Genomic DNA, 14,223 nt, shown 5'->3' with positions numbered 1-14,223 from the left:
CACTGTTTGAAAGGCGGGCGTCTCGACGCCCGCCTTTTGATCTGAAAAGATCAGTCAAATCATTGACTTGACGGGGCGAGTCGAAGCGGCCCCGCAGTTACACAGAGTAAGAAACCGTGATTTGGAGTCTCTCACCCGGAAGACTATCTTCGCGCCGACTAAGGTCGCTGACGGGTATTGTGGGGATGAGGTCCCGTCTAGCGAGCATAAGAGCCGTGCGCCGTGGTGTGGCGAAGCGGACGTGGTGAGTACGGGCATATGGGGATCGACTTGCAGGACTATCAGACAACACTCAAATCGCGTGTCACGCTGTCGGGCATTGGCGTTCATAGCGGCAAGCCGGTAGCCATCCATTTCGCGCCGGCAGACGCGGATACGGGCGTGGTGTTTCAGGTTGCTGACCGAGAATTTCGTGCAATTGTGTCAGAAGTGGGTGCGACCGATCTTTGCACCTTGCTCGGCGATCCCGCCGGCCAGCACGTTGCCACGATCGAACACCTGATGGCCGCACTGTTCGGCCTCGGTATCGACAATCTTCTGATCGAAGTCGAAGGCGCCGAAATTCCGATTCTCGACGGTAGTGCCGCGCAGTTCGTCGAGGCCATCGACCTGGCCGGCATCGAAGTTCAGGGCGTCAAGCGCCGCTACATCCGCGTTCTCAAGCCGGTTCGAATCGAAAGCGGTGCCTCGTGGGCCGAGTTCCGCCCCTATGGCGGCACGCGATTCGAGGTCGAGATTGATTTCGAAAGTCCGGCGATCGGCCGCCAGTCCTTCGCATCCGACATCAACGACGATATTTTCCGCCGCGAAATCTCGCGTGCCCGCACATTCGGCTTCATGAAGGATGTCGAGCGCCTGTGGGCCGCCGGTTACGCGCTTGGCTCGTCGCTGGAAAATTCCGTGGTCATCGGTGACGACAACCACATCATCAACATGGAAGGCCTGCGCTTTTCCAATGAGTTCGTGCGTCACAAGACGCTGGACGCGATGGGCGACCTGGCGCTGGCCGGCGCGCGCTTCATCGGCTGCTTCCGCTCCTATCGCGGTGGCCACAGGCTGAACGCTGCCGCCCTGCGCCGCCTGCTTTCCGACCGTTCGGCCTTCGAGGTGGTCGAGACATCGCGCCGCGAGCGCGGCCGTTCGGCCGAACTTATCGCTGTCAGCGCCGCAGTCCACGCGCCCTGGACGCTCTGACGGCACGCAATCGCCGGAAAGATGGTGTGACCTTGTTGCACCACTTGGCCGGCGAAATGGCATGCGTCATTGCGTGCCACAAAATTGCGCGATTGGCGGCTGATAGCGTTGCCCGGCAAAGCCAGTTGTGATCTATGGCCATTGCCTAAAAGCGAAACAGCGCCAAAGGGGCGGAACTCTGTGATGTCATTGATACGAGCCGATCGATCGAAATTGCGCGTGAAGCCTCTGGTTGTGGCGCTTTCGCTCATCGCTCCGACGCTTGCGCTGTCCGGTTGCATGTCCGGCGAAGCCGATGTCGATCTCGCGACCTATGTCGAGCAGACCGAACCGGCCGACGTGCTCTACAATCAAGGCCTCGCCAACCTCAATGCCGGCCGCCTCAAGGAGGCCAGCCGCAAGTTCGAGGCTGTCGACCGCCAGCATCCGTATTCGGAGTTCGCCCGCAAATCGATGGTGATGGGCGCGTTCGCCAGCTATCGTCAAGGCTCCTATGAAGAGGCCATCAACTCGGCCAAGCGCTACCTTGCGCTTTATCCTTCGACCGACGATGCTGCTTACGCCCAGTACATCATTGGCCTGAGCTATTTCCGCCAGATTCGCGACGTGACGCAGGATCAGAAGGAAGCCCGCCGCACCATCGAGGCGATGACCGAAGTGGTTCAGCGCTGGCCCGCGTCGGAATATGTCGACGATGCCAACGCCAAGATCCGTTTCGCCCGCGACCAGCTCGCCGGCAAGGAAATGCAGATCGGCCGCTACTATCTCGAGCGCCGCGAGTTCATTGCCTCGGCCAAGCGCTTCCGCAACGTGGTCGAGAATTATTCGAACACGCGCCACATCGAAGAAGCGCTCGCGCGCCTGACCGAGACCTACTATGCGATGGGCCTGACCTCGGAAGCCCAGACGGCAGCTGCGGTACTTGGCCAGAACTATCCTGACAGCCAATGGTACAAGGATTCGTACAAGCTGCTGCAGTCCGGCGGCCTTGAGCCTCGCGAAAATGCCGGCTCCTGGATTTCCAAGGCCGGGAAGATGTTCTCCGGCGCCTGACCAAAAATAGATGCTCTCGCGCCTGTCGATCCGCGATATCGTCCTGATCGAACGGCTGGACATTGATTTCACGCCCGGTCTTTCCGTGCTGACTGGCGAAACCGGCGCGGGCAAATCCATCCTTCTCGACGCATTGTCGCTCGCGCTCGGCGCGCGCGGCGATGCGTCGCTCGTCCGCCACGGTGCGACGCAAGGGCAGGTGAGCGCCGTCTTCGACGTGCCGCGCAACCATCCGGCGCGTACGCTGCTCGCCGACAATGCCATCGACGACGATGGCGACATCATCCTGAAGCGCATCCAGACTGCCGACGGCCGCACCCGCGTCTTTGTCAACGACCAGCCGTCCAGTGTGACGCTGATGCGCGACATCGGCCGGGCCCTGGTCGAGATCCATGGCCAGCATGACGAACGCGCGCTTGTCGATGCGGGCGCGCATCGCGATGTGCTCGATTCGTTTGGCGGCCATGTCGGCGAAGCCAAAGCGACCGCCGACGCCTGGAAGATCTGGCGTGGCGCCGAGCAGGAACTGTCGCGCCACCGCGCTCGCGTCGATGCGGCCGCGCGCGAGGCCGAATATCTGCGTGCTTCGGTGACCGAACTGACCAAGCTCGACCCCCAGCCGGGCGAGGAGAGCGAACTGGCCGAGTTGCGCGCTGCAATGATGCGCGTCGAAAAGATCGCTTCCGAAATCCAGGATGCGCAGGACGTGCTGTCCGGCTCGTCGTCGCCGTTGCCACAGCTTGCCAGCCTGTTGCGCCGGCTGCAGCGCAAGGCGGCCGAGGTCCCTGGACTGCTCGACGACGTGGTCAAGTCGCTCGACGAGGCGATGATTTCACTCGATGCGGCGCAATCGGGTGTCGATGCAGCGCTTCGCACCACCGAATACGATCCGCAGCGGCTGGAAAAGGCCGAGGAGCGGTTGTTTGCCCTGCGCGCCGCAGCGCGCAAGCACAATATCGCCGTCGACGACCTGGCCAAGCTGCGCGACACGATGGTCGCCGATCTCGCCGACCTCGATGCCGGCGAAGAGCGGTTGCAGACGCTGGAACAGCAGGCGCGCAGTACGCGGGATACTTACGACCGGATCGCTGCGAGCCTGTCGGAGCTGCGCAAGACGGCGGCCGAAAGCCTGCGCAAGACGGTCATGGCCGAACTGCCGGAACTCAAGCTCGAACGCGCCGAATTCCTGGTCGAGATGTCGAGCGAAGCCGACAACCGCATGCTCGAGGGCATCGACCAGGTCGAATTCTGGGTGCGCACCAATCCCGGCACGCGGCCCGGTCCGATGATGAAGGTCGCCTCGGGTGGTGAGCTGTCGCGCTTCCTCCTGGCGCTCAAGGTCGCGCTTGCCGATCGTGGTTCGGCCCCGACGCTCGTCTTCGATGAAATCGACACTGGCGTGGGCGGTGCCGTTGCCGACGCTATCGGCCAGCGTCTGGCGCGGCTTTCCAGCCGTGTGCAGGTGCTGTCGGTGACGCATGCGCCGCAAGTCGCCGCGCGCGCCGCGACACATTTCCTGATCTCCAAGAAGGGCAACACCGACAAGGTGGCCACTGGCATCCACGAGATGGACCGTCCGGCGCGCCAGGAAGAGATCGCGCGCATGCTCTCGGGCGCGACCATCACCGAGGAGGCACGCGCCGCCGCCGAACGGCTGCTGCGCGAGAATGTTGCCGCCGCTTCCTAAGCGGCAACTGTGGTGCCGATGTCAGGAGCTTACGCGATCCTGCTGATTTGACGTGGAATTCGGTCTGGGCGGCTCCCGCTCGGCAGCGTCCTGATTTATGGTGGCCGCGTTTTCAGCCGGAGCCGCACCATGTCCGACAAGCCAGTCGATTCGCTGAGCGAGACTGAAGCCGCGGCGGAGCTTGCGCGGCTGGCCGAAGAGATCGCCGGCCATGATCTGCGCTATCATGCCGACGATGCGCCGATGATCTCGGACGCCGACTATGACGCGCTGCGCCGCCGCAATCTCGCGATCGAACAGCGCTTTCCGCAGCTGGTGCGCGAGGATTCGCCGTCGAAGTCGGTGGGTGCCGCCGTCTCGGAAAAATTCGGCAAGGTCACGCATGTCGTGCCGATGCTGTCGCTCGACAACGCCTTTGCCGACGAGGACGTCAGCGAGTTCGTCGGGCGGATCAGGCGCTTCCTCCGCCTCGGGGCGGACGAGCCGGTGACGATATCGGCCGAGCCCAAGATCGATGGCCTATCGCTGTCGATTCGCTACGAGAACGGGCGGTTGGTGACGGCTGCGACGCGCGGCGACGGTCAGGTTGGCGAAAACGTCACGGCGAACGCCCGCACCATCGCCGATATTCCGAATGTGCTGTCAGGCGACTTCCCTGAAGTGCTCGAGGTGCGCGGCGAGGTCTATATGAGCCACGCCGACTTTGCCGAGCTCAACCGGCGCAATGCGGAGGCCGGCAAGCCGATCTTCGCCAATCCGCGCAATGCGGCTGCCGGTTCGCTGCGCCAGCTCGACACCTCGATCACCGCCAGCCGACCGCTGCGCTTTTTCGCCTATGCATGGGGCGAGGTCAGCCGGATGCCTGCCGACAGCCAGATGGGGATGGTCGCCGCCTTCGGCCGCTACGGCTTCAAGACCAATCCGCTGATGAAGGTGTTCGACAGCGTCGAAGGCCTGTTGTCGCAGTATCGGATGATCGAGGCAAATCGCGCCACGCTCGGCTACGACATTGACGGCGTCGTCTACAAGGTCGACCGGCTCGACCTGCAGCAGCGGCTTGGCTTCGTCTCGCGTTCGCCGCGCTGGGCCATCGCCCACAAGTTCCCGGCCGAAAAGGCGACGACGACGCTTCTCGGTATCGACATCCAGGTCGGGCGCACCGGTTCGCTGACGCCGGTGGCGCGGCTGCAGCCGGTGACGGTGGGTGGCGTCGTGGTGACCAACGCCACGCTGCACAATGAGGACTATATCAAAGGTATCGGCAATAGCGGCCAGGCCATTCGTGACGAGGGCCATGACATCCGGGTCGGTGACACCGTCATCGTGCAGCGGGCCGGCGACGTCATCCCGCAGATCCTCGACGTCGTCATGGAGAAGCGTTCTGCGGACGCACAAGCCTACCAGTTCCCAACACGCTGCCCGGCCTGCGACAGCCACGCGGTGCGCGAGGAGGGCGAGGTGGTGCGCCGCTGTACCGGCGGCCTGATCTGCCCGGCACAGGCGGTGGAACGGCTTCGCCATTTCGTCTCGCGCAATGCCTTCGACATCGAGGGGTTGGGCGAAAAGCAGATCGAGTTCTTCTTCCAGTCACAGGATCCCGCATTGCATGTGGGCTCGCCCGCCGACATCTTCACGCTCAAGCGGCGCCAGGAGGGATCGCTCACCAAGCTCGAGAACATAGATGGCTTCGGCGCAACCTCTGTGAGCAAGCTGTTCGCGGCGATCGACGATCGCCGCCAGGTCGAGTTCTCGCGCTTCCTGTTTGCGCTCGGCATCCGCCACGTCGGCGAGACCAATGCCAAGCGTCTCGCCCGCCATTACATCAACTTCGATGGCTTCCGAGCTGCCGGCACGGCCGCGTTGATGCCTGAAGGCAAGGGCGACAAGGGCAATGCCGCCTGGCAGGAGCTGACAGGCGTCAACGGCATCGGCACGATCGTTGCCGAGGCGGTGGTCGAATTCTTCGCCGAGGCGCACAACAGGCAGGTGCTCGACGCATTGCTCGCCGAGGTGACGCCACTCGACGAGGAGCGCATTGGCGATGTGTCCTCGCCGGTGTCGGGCAAGACGGTGGTCTTCACCGGATCGCTGGAAAAGATGTCGCGCGACGAGGCCAAGGCGATGGCCGAAAAGCTCGGCGCCAAGGTGGCAGGTTCGGTTTCGAAGAAAACCGACCTGGTGGTGGCAGGGCCCGGAGCCGGGTCGAAACTCAAGGCCGCGACCGACCTGGGCATCGAGGTCATCACCGAGGACCAGTGGTTCGAGCGCGTCGGGCAGGCGGGCTGACAGATTTCATGCGTGCACTTGCCATCGATTTCGAAACTGCCAACGAGCAGCGCAGCAGCCCGTGCTCCGTGGGCCTCGCCTGGATTGAGGACGGCGCGGTCATCCGTGTCGAGGAGCGGCTGATCAGACCGAAGGACATGCGCTTTTCGCGCTTCAACATCGCCGTTCACGGTATCCGGCCGGAACATGTCGAGGACGCGGCCGAATTTCCCGAGGTAATGGAGGAGTTCGAGGACGATCTCGGCGACACATTGGTGATCGCCCACAACGCGTCCTTCGACATGAGCGTGCTCAGGGCGAGCTATCAGCTGTACGGCACGGCTTGTCCTGACATCGACTACATCTGCACACTCAAGCTGGCGAAAAAGGTGTGGCAGGAACTCGCCTCACATCGGCTCAACGAGGTGTCGCGCCATATCGACTTCTCGTTCAAGCACCACAATGCCGCCGAAGACGCGCATGCCTGCGGCGAAGTGGCGCTGGCGGCGGCACGCAAGCTGAACGTCTCGGCGCTGCGTGACCTGCCGATCAAGCTCGACATGACGATGGGCAGGCTGCATGCGGGCGGCAATTCGCCATGCTCGGTGAAGCAACCGCCGAAAGCCAAAAAACGCTGATCGTTGGCTCAATCGAATTGATGTGACACGCCAAGCCGGCTGACCTATTCAGACCTCCGCGCAGGCTACGGAGCCTTGGTCGAGCTGCCCTGCGTTTCGATTTCGACCTGCATCGTGCATTCAAACAATCAAGATCGATCTGGCAAAGCTCGATCTGAGCCGATGCGACACGGAGGCCAAATGTCTGATCGTCGAGGTGAATTCTGGCAAGGCGTGCGCCTGAGCGTGCCGGTGGTGGTCGCTTCGGCGCCCTTTGCCATCCTGTTCGGGGCGCTTGCCGTCGACAACGGTTTTTCCGTCGCCGAGGCGACACTGATGAGCGCCAGCATTTATGGCGGCGCCAGCCAGCTGGTCGGCATCGAGCTGTTCGGCCAGCATGTCGCGCCGTGGCTGGTGGTGCTGTCGATCTTCGCCGTCAACTTCCGCCACGTGCTCTATTCGGCGGCTGTCGGCAAGCGCATCGATCACTGGCCATTCCTGAAGCAGGCGATCGGCTACTTCTTCCTCGTCGACCCGCAATATGCCGAGGCCGAGCGCAAGGGCGAGAATGGCGAGGAGGTGACCTTTGCCTGGTATATGGGCATGGCGCTGCCGATCTATGTGTTCTGGGTCGCCGAGAGCGCACTGGGTGCCCTGTTCGGGCGGCTGATCCCCAATCCGCATGCCATCGGCCTCGATTTCTTGCTGCCGATCTATTTCCTCGGGCTGGTGATGAGCTTTCGCAAGCGCCCGCGTTGGCTGCCGATCGTCGTTGCCAGCGCCGTCGCCTCGATGATCGCCTACAAGACCGTCGGCTCGCCCTGGCACGTATCGATCGGAGCGCTTGCCGGCGTGCTGTTTGCCGCCGCTATGCCGATCCGTCCCGAAGAGCCGGTCACATCGGACGAGACGGCGGAGGTGGTATCGTGAGCACGACGCTTTGGATCATCATCGCCGGTGCGGTCGCCACCTATCTGACGCGTATCGGCGGACATCTGGTGATCTCGCGCTTCGAGCGCATCCATCCGCGCGTCGAGGCGGGGCTGAACGCCGTGCCGGCGGCGGTCCTGACGACGCTTGTGGCACCCGCCGCGATGTCGGCCGGTCCGGCTGAACTGGCGGCGCTGGGGGTTGCCGCCGTCGTTTCGCTGCGCAGCGGCCTGATGACGATGTTTCTTGCCGGTGCCGCCGTGCTGATCGCGCTCAGGCATTTCATCGGCTGAGGCAATCCCGCCGCCAAGCGCGGCGGGTCATCCACCAACGGCCGTTCAGGCGATCTGCGCGGTCGCGTTTTCCAGCCAGGCCAGCGTTTCGCCATCAAGCATCGGACCGATCTCGGCCAGCACGCGGGCATGATAGACGTTGAGCCAGTCGAGCTCCTCGCGTGTCAGCAGGTCGGCGCGCAGCAGACGCTGGTCGAAGGGCGCCAGCGTCAGCGTTTCGAAGCCATGCATGGCGATGTCGCCGCCGGACAGTTCGCCAGCCGGCGTCACCAGAATCAGGTTTTCCAGCCGGATGCCGTAGTGGCCTTCCTTGTAGTAGCCGGGCTCGTTGGACAGGATCATGCCGGCGAGCAGCTTTTCCATGCCCGTCTTGGCGATGCGCTGCGGGCCCTCATGCACGGCGAGGTACGAGCCGACGCCGTGGCCGGTGCCATGGGCGTAGTCGAGGCCACACTTCCACAAGGCGATGCGGGCAAGCGCATCGATATCGGCGCCGCGCGTGCCTTTCGGGAAGCGCGCGAGCGAGATCGCGATCATTCCCTTGAGCACCAGCGTGAAGCGCTCGCGCATTTCTTCGGTCGGTTTGCCCACAGGCATCGTGCGGGTGATGTCGGTGGTGCCGTCCTGATATTGCGCGCCCGAATCGAGCAGGAACAGCTCGCCCTCGGCGAGCACGCGGCTCGTCGCCTTGGATACGCGGTAGTGCATGATCGCGCCGTTGGGGCCTGCGCCAGAGATGGTGTCGAACGACACATCGCGCAGCGGCATCTGGGTTTCCTCGCCGGTGGTGCGGCGGCATTCTTCCAGCTTGGTGACCACTGCGATCTCGTCGAGCTTGCCCGGCTCTTGGCGGTCGAGCCAGCACAGCAGCTTGGCGACGGCTGCACCGTCACGGCGATGGGCGGCGCGTGAGCCAGATATCTCTGCGGCATTCTTGGTCGCGCGCGGCAGGCGCGCCGGGTCCGGCACTTGCACCACCGTGCCGCCATTGTCTTCGATCAGGGCGCGCAGCCGGTCGGCGGCAAGCACGGGGTCGAGGGCGATTTTGGCGCCTGACTTGGCGAGGGCTGTGACCGCGTCGTCGAGCTTGCTTGGCGCCTTGATGTCGGCCAACTGGGTGAGATAGGCCTCTTCGGTGCGGCCAAGCTTGCGTTTGTCCATGAACACCGCATGCGAACCGTCGGCGGCGAGGATGGCGAAGCCAAGCGCAAGCGGCGTGTGGGGCACGTCGCCGCCACGGATGTTGAAGGCCCAGGCGAGCGATGACGGGTCGGTCAGGATCGCATGGGTGGCGCCGTCGTTTTCGATCGCCGCAGTCAGCCGCTTGAGCTTGTCCTTGGCGAGTTCACCGGCAAAGGCCTCGGGGTGGATCTCGACCGGGGCCAGTGGCGCGTCGGGCTGGTCTTCCCAGATCGCGTCGATGGCGTTGCGGGCGAGGGGGACCAGCACGGCGCCGACCTTTTCAGCCGCTGCGGTGAGCGCCTTGACCTCGCCCATCGTATGCAACCAGGGGTCGAAACCGAGCCGCGTGCCCTTGGGCAGGCTCTCCCTGATCCACAGCGACGGCGGGTTGTCGATCAGGCTTTCGACAGTGAAAATGTCGAGATCGACCTCGTCGCGCACCTGCAGCGTGTAGCGGCCGTCGACGAAGATGTATGCGCTCCTGACAAGCACGATGGCGACGCCAGCCGAGCCGCTGAAGCCGGTCAGCCAGCGCAGGCGATTCGAGCGTGGAGCGACGTATTCGCCCTGATGCTCGTCGGCGCGCGGCACGATGAAGCCGTCGAGGGCGTTCTCCTTCAGCCACTGCCGCAGGAGTGCCACGCGCGGCTTGCCGACGGAGGGATCGCCAGCGGAATCGAAGGACTGGAACATGGTGGTTTCCCGGAAACTGATTTCCGGCGAACCTATCGTCGCGCGCCCCCGCTGGCAACGCTACCGGCTTGTGCCAGGGCGGTCAGTTCTTGAGGTGGATCGTCACCCAGCCTTCCCTGTGGAAGGTTTCGATATGGCGGAATTTGGCCGCGACATAGGCTTCGACCACGGCGTCGTGCTGGCGGTCGAGGATACCCGAGAGCACCAGCGAGCCATCTGCAGCCAGATGCGCGGCCATTTCAGGGGCGAGCTGCATCAGCGGCTGGGCCAGGATGTTGGCGACGATCAGGTCGAACGGGCCGCGCGCGGCGAAGATCGGGTCGTCGAAGCCTTCCGCCGTTGCCGTCTCGACATGGTCGGCAGCGCCGTTGAGGCGGACATTGGCGGCGGCGACTTCGGTCGCCACCGGGTCGATGTCGGTGGCCAGCACCGGGATAGGTGCCAGCTTGGCAACCGCGATGGCAAGCACGGCACTGCCGGTGCCGAGGTCGAGCGCATTGGTAGGCTTTTCCTCTGCAATGACCTTTTCGATCATCTCGAGGCAGCCTGATGTCGTGCCGTGATGGCCGGTGCCGAAGGCGAGGCCGGCCTCGATCTCGATGGCGATCTGGTCGGCGCGCACGTCCTTGCGGTCATGGCTGCCGTGGACGATGAAGCGGCCGGCTTCGACCGGCTTCAGGCCTTCGAGCGACTTCGCCACCCAGTCGACATCGGGCAGCACTTCGCGTTCGATGCCGCCGGCATGACCTTCCGAAGACAGGACTTCGGCCATGCGGCGTTCGATGTCGACGACCTCACCATCGGCATAAAGCGACACTTCGTGGATGTCGCGGTCCTCGTCGATCTCGATCATGGCGATCGGCCAGCCGTCGCTCTCGAAGGCGGCTTCGAGTGCGGCAAAGATGCGATTGGCAACTTCGCGGCCGGTGGTGATGTGCAGCCGTGTCTGGGTCATGTCAGGTCCGGTGGAGAAGGGTCAGCCTTCGTTTGCAAGCCGCTTCAGCTTGGCAAGCGCGGTCTCAGGGTTCTCCTCATAGGCGATCGTGCCGAAGAAATCACCCTTGCTGTCGAGCAGCAGCACCGACGCCGTGTGGTCCATGGTGTAGTCGCCACCTTCGGTTGGAACCTTCTTGGAATAGATGCCGAAGGCCTTGGCCATGGCCGCGATCTTGGCCGGGTCGCCGGTGATGCCGGTGATGCGGTCGGAGACGTTGCTGACGTAGCTGTTCATGACCTCGGGCGTGTCGCGCTCGGGATCGACCGAAACGAAATAGGCGCGCAGGTTCTTGCCTTCGTCGCCCATCTGCTTGAGCAGGCCGTCGAGCTCGAACAGCGTCGTCGGGCAGACCTCGGGGCAATGGGTGAAGCCGAAGAAGACTGCGCTCGGCTGGCCGCGGAAGGCGGCTTCGGTGATCTCGGCACCCTTCTGGTCGACGAGCACGAAAGGCGCGCCGAAGGCCTGGGCGCTGGTCTTGCTGCTGTACCAGTCGAAGGTCAGCCAGCCGACGCCGGCAGCCATCAGGATCAGAATGCCGGCAAGAATGGTGCGCATCATCGATTGTGATTCCATCATGAGATTGTTGACCGGCTCAGAAGCACCAGGACATGCCCGCTTCGACCAGCGACATGAAGATGCCGGCGTCCTTGTCCAGCCAGGAGGCGAAGGCAAGGCCGCTGGATGCCGCAAACGCCGCCAGGCCGAGCGCGATCCACGCGACCGTCCTGAGCGATGTGGGCAAAGCCTGTTTCATCAACCCTACATAGCGCGGCGCGTGATTTGCCAAAAGGGACATGTTGACGCTCTCATTCGTCCACGAAACACCATTTCGCGAGCGCCATGCCGGCTGTTGCCTTGCATCGGGCGATCGGCTGACCCAAGTGTGGACGACTTCACCATTCCAGGAGGCTTTCATGCGGCGTGCCCTTTCCATCCTTGCCACGACAGTTGCGCTGGGTGCCGTTTCGCCCGCCATGGCCCAGCAGGTCGGCGAGGTCGGCGTCGACTGGCTCGGTAACGACATCATCGTCGAGGCGATCAAGGACCCGAAGGTCGAAGGCGTCACCTGCCACGTCTCCTATTTCGACCGCGGCGTGATCGACCGGCTGCAGAAGGGCAACTGGTTCGAGAACCCGTCCGATTCAGCCATTTCCTGCCAGCAAACCGGGCCGATCAGCATTGGCGAGATCGACCTGAGCCAGGAGGGGGAGGAAGTGTTCAAGCAGGGGATTAGCCTGATCTGGAAAGAGCAGGTGGTGAACCGCATCTATGACAAGCAGAACGAGACGCTGATCTACCTCGCCCATTCGCGCCAGGTGCAGGACGGCTCGGCCAAGATGTCGATGACGACGGTGCCGCTTTACGGCCAGAACGTGATCTGGACCAAGGGTAAGCCGCAATAGCTTGCGAGGTCGATGGCGCGGGCGTAAATCCCGCAGATGGACACTCCCGCCGACCTTCGCTTCAAGGATGACGAGCCGCGCATCCACCCGACTTCCGAGCTGAAAGGCTGCCGGCTTGGCCGCCACGTGACAGTTGGCGAGCGCGTCGTGCTGCGCGAGGTCGTCGTCGGCGACTATTCCTATTTCGAGCGCCATGCCGAGGCGATCTACACCACCATCGGCAAGTTCTGCTCGATCGCCGCCAACACGCGCATCAATGCGCTCGACCATCCGATGGAGCGGCTGACCACGCACAAGGTGAGCTACCGGCCCAACGAATATTTCCGCTATCTCGGCGTCGACGGCGATTTCCGCGAGCGCCGCAGGGCCAAGCTGGTGGCGATCGGGCATGACGTCTGGATCGGCCACGGCGCGGTCATCATGCCCGGCGTGACCATTGGCAATGGCGCGGTGGTTGGGGCGAATGCCGTGGTGACACGCGATGTCGGGCCGTTCGAGATCTTCGCCGGCGTGCCGGCCAAGCGCTTGAAGCTGCGCTTTCCGCCTGAAATTTCAGCGCGTATCGAAGCACTTGCCTGGTGGGACTGGCCGCCCGAACGGCTGTTCGAGGCCATCCCCGACATGCAGAGCCAGCCGATCGAGGCGTTCCTCGACCGCTGGGAGGGGCGCGACGGCTAGCCACGCCGCTGCCCGTCCTGCGGAACCCGACGCGGGCACCGATTGTTTCCTTTCGTCAGCCGAAGGGAAGTTCCGATGTTCGAGAGGGTTTTCACCAGGATTGCTAACAAGGTGGCTTATGCCGCAGGTCTGCCGCTGACCTTCCTCGGGTGCTGTCTGATCGTTCTGGTCTGGGCGGCCTCGGGCCCGGTCTTCGGCTTTTCCGATACCTGGCAGCTGGTGATCAACACCGGCACGACCATCATCACCTTTCTGATGGTGTTCCTGATCCAGAACACCCAGAACCGCGATGGCGCTGCGATTCAGGCCAAGCTCGACGAGTTGATCCGCGTCGGCAAGGCGCAGAACCACTTCATCGGCATCGAGCATTTGACCGAAACCGAGGTCGAAGACATCCGGCGCAAATGCGAGGAGGCGGCAAGAAAGCACGAGGCCAAGGCTAAGGCGTGAGCGCTGGGCTCCTGCCTCAGGTGTGGATGCACGTTCCACGCAGAGCTTTCGGCTGCCTTGGGCGGTTGACGATTTCCCCGGTCGGGGACAAGATTGTGGCGGGTAGGGTATGGCGTAGCGTGACTGATTGGCTGGACATCCTCAGAGAGCAGGCCGAGACCGGCGCCGAGATGGCGCGTGAGGTTCCAGCGACGCTCGCCAATCCCGATATCAGCCGCGACCAGGTCAAGAAGCTGTTTGCCGCGCTCGAGCAGCAGGCAGAATTCGTCGAGAAATTGCGGCGGGTACTTGAGGCCAATGATTTCGAGCCCGAGGTGCTGGTCGCTGCCGAAGCGCTGGAAGACCGCTATGCCGAACTGGCCGCATCTGCGGCCGAACGGTTGAAGGCGATGCGCAGCGGCGAAAGCCGGGCGCAACGGCAATAGGGGCTCAGGCCTTGCCAACTTACGTGCGACAATCAGAAAAAGCGTAAGCTTCGCATGCCGCTAGCGGCAGAAGCGTGAGCGGCAAAAGCGCTTGGCATACTGGGCCACCAGGATCCGCAGTGAACTGTCCGCCAAATCAGGGCCTGCAGCGATCTGATCAATCAGGCCGGCGGCGAGCCGACGTGAATGGCTTTCCTGACCTCGGAGCGGAAATCGGGCGTGTCGTGCTCGCCATGCACCGCGACCGCGTGCTGGACGGCGGCGTTGACCAGTTCGTCCTCGCTGTCGGCCACGATCGCGACCGTGCATTTCATTTCGCTCGGGAATTCACGGCAATCGATATATCTGCGCATCGT

16 protein-coding genes are annotated in these 14,223 nt (G+C 63.4%); 11 read left to right on the top strand and 5 right to left on the bottom strand.

The genetic code is table 11. The annotated features are described in order from the left end of the window. The first annotated feature begins 258 nt into the window (after positions 1 to 258). The 7 genes from lpxC (at position 259) to IHE39_RS30750 (ending at position 8,039) form a co-directional block, all read left to right on the top strand. The gene (gene lpxC, locus IHE39_RS21790) at positions 259 to 1,194 is read left to right on the top strand and encodes a UDP-3-O-acyl-N-acetylglucosamine deacetylase (protein WP_184767144.1); all 936 of its coding nucleotides are present in this window, start codon (positions 259 to 261) and stop codon (positions 1,192 to 1,194) included. Positions 1,195 to 1,377: 183 nt separating this feature from the next. Beyond that, positions 1,378 to 2,247 carry an outer membrane protein assembly factor BamD gene (locus IHE39_RS21785; RefSeq protein ID WP_184767145.1) on the top strand — a complete coding sequence of 290 codons (870 nt, stop codon included), beginning with the start codon at positions 1,378 to 1,380 and terminating at the stop codon, positions 2,245 to 2,247. 10 nt (positions 2,248 to 2,257) lie between these two features. Further along, entirely contained in the window at positions 2,258 to 3,934 is a 1,677-nt protein-coding gene (recN, locus tag IHE39_RS21780) for a DNA repair protein RecN (protein WP_192567934.1), read from the top strand. Between the two features lie 129 nt (positions 3,935 to 4,063). Next, on the top strand, positions 4,064 to 6,220 hold the full coding sequence (gene ligA, locus IHE39_RS21775) for an NAD-dependent DNA ligase LigA (protein ID WP_192567933.1): 2,157 nt from the start codon (positions 4,064 to 4,066) through the stop codon (positions 6,218 to 6,220). Between the two features lie 8 nt (positions 6,221 to 6,228). After that, positions 6,229 to 6,837 carry a 3'-5' exonuclease gene (locus IHE39_RS21770; RefSeq protein ID WP_184767148.1) on the top strand — a complete coding sequence of 203 codons (609 nt, stop codon included), beginning with the start codon at positions 6,229 to 6,231 and terminating at the stop codon, positions 6,835 to 6,837. 180 nt (positions 6,838 to 7,017) lie between these two features. Further along, positions 7,018 to 7,746, top strand: a complete 729-nt coding sequence (locus IHE39_RS21765) for an AzlC family ABC transporter permease (protein WP_246470509.1) — start codon at positions 7,018 to 7,020, stop codon at positions 7,744 to 7,746. Continuing rightward, positions 7,743 to 8,039 carry an AzlD family protein gene (locus IHE39_RS30750; RefSeq protein WP_184767150.1) on the top strand — a complete coding sequence of 99 codons (297 nt, stop codon included), beginning with the start codon at positions 7,743 to 7,745 and terminating at the stop codon, positions 8,037 to 8,039. Before IHE39_RS21765 ends, IHE39_RS30750 begins: the two co-directional genes overlap by 4 nt. A 45-nt stretch (positions 8,040 to 8,084) precedes the next feature. Here IHE39_RS30750 and IHE39_RS21755 read toward each other — a convergent pair whose 3' ends face one another. From IHE39_RS21755 to IHE39_RS21740, 4 genes are all read right to left on the bottom strand, one after another. After that, the gene (locus tag IHE39_RS21755; RefSeq protein ID WP_192567932.1) at positions 8,085 to 9,914 is read right to left on the bottom strand and encodes an aminopeptidase P family protein; all 1,830 of its coding nucleotides are present in this window, start codon (positions 9,912 to 9,914) and stop codon (positions 8,085 to 8,087) included. Positions 9,915 to 9,996: 82 nt separating this feature from the next. After that, the gene (locus IHE39_RS21750) at positions 9,997 to 10,869 is read right to left on the bottom strand and encodes a 50S ribosomal protein L11 methyltransferase (RefSeq protein WP_192567931.1); all 873 of its coding nucleotides are present in this window, start codon (positions 10,867 to 10,869) and stop codon (positions 9,997 to 9,999) included. Positions 10,870 to 10,890: 21 nt separating this feature from the next. Continuing rightward, positions 10,891 to 11,469: an SCO family protein gene (locus tag IHE39_RS21745; RefSeq protein WP_184767153.1), complete on the bottom strand. Its 579-nt coding sequence runs from the start codon at positions 11,467 to 11,469 to the stop codon at positions 10,891 to 10,893. Between the two features lie 34 nt (positions 11,470 to 11,503). Further along, on the bottom strand, positions 11,504 to 11,707 hold the full coding sequence (locus IHE39_RS21740; RefSeq protein ID WP_184767903.1) for a hypothetical protein: 204 nt from the start codon (positions 11,705 to 11,707) through the stop codon (positions 11,504 to 11,506). A gap of 118 nt (positions 11,708 to 11,825) precedes the next feature. On the opposite strand from IHE39_RS21740, the gene IHE39_RS21735 reads away from it, so the two are divergent. The 4 genes from IHE39_RS21735 (at position 11,826) to IHE39_RS21720 (ending at position 13,867) form a co-directional block, all read left to right on the top strand. Next, entirely contained in the window at positions 11,826 to 12,314 is a 489-nt protein-coding gene (locus IHE39_RS21735; RefSeq protein WP_184767154.1) for a CreA family protein, read from the top strand. Positions 12,315 to 12,350: 36 nt separating this feature from the next. Next, positions 12,351 to 12,992: a DapH/DapD/GlmU-related protein gene (locus IHE39_RS21730; RefSeq protein WP_192567930.1), complete on the top strand. Its 642-nt coding sequence runs from the start codon at positions 12,351 to 12,353 to the stop codon at positions 12,990 to 12,992. A 75-nt stretch (positions 12,993 to 13,067) separates the two neighbouring features. Next, positions 13,068 to 13,442, top strand: coding sequence for a low affinity iron permease family protein (locus IHE39_RS21725; protein WP_192567929.1), 375 nt, complete (start codon positions 13,068 to 13,070; stop codon positions 13,440 to 13,442). A 119-nt stretch (positions 13,443 to 13,561) separates the two neighbouring features. Continuing rightward, complete coding sequence (locus tag IHE39_RS21720; RefSeq protein ID WP_184767157.1) at positions 13,562 to 13,867, top strand: hypothetical protein; 306 nt, start codon at positions 13,562 to 13,564, stop codon at positions 13,865 to 13,867. A 161-nt stretch (positions 13,868 to 14,028) separates the two neighbouring features. Here the strand turns inward: IHE39_RS21720 and IHE39_RS21715 are convergent, their stop codons facing one another. Further along, on the bottom strand, positions 14,029 to 14,220 hold the full coding sequence (locus IHE39_RS21715) for a DUF1059 domain-containing protein (RefSeq protein WP_184767158.1): 192 nt from the start codon (positions 14,218 to 14,220) through the stop codon (positions 14,029 to 14,031). Between the last annotated feature and the right edge of the window lie 3 nt (positions 14,221 to 14,223).

It is taken from the genome of Aminobacter carboxidus, assembly GCF_014863355.1.
GTDB classification, from domain to species: domain Bacteria; phylum Pseudomonadota; class Alphaproteobacteria; order Rhizobiales; family Rhizobiaceae; genus Aminobacter; species Aminobacter carboxidus.
The sequence above is the reverse complement of the archived record's forward strand: the minus strand, read 5'-3'. Positions and strand labels throughout refer to the sequence as shown.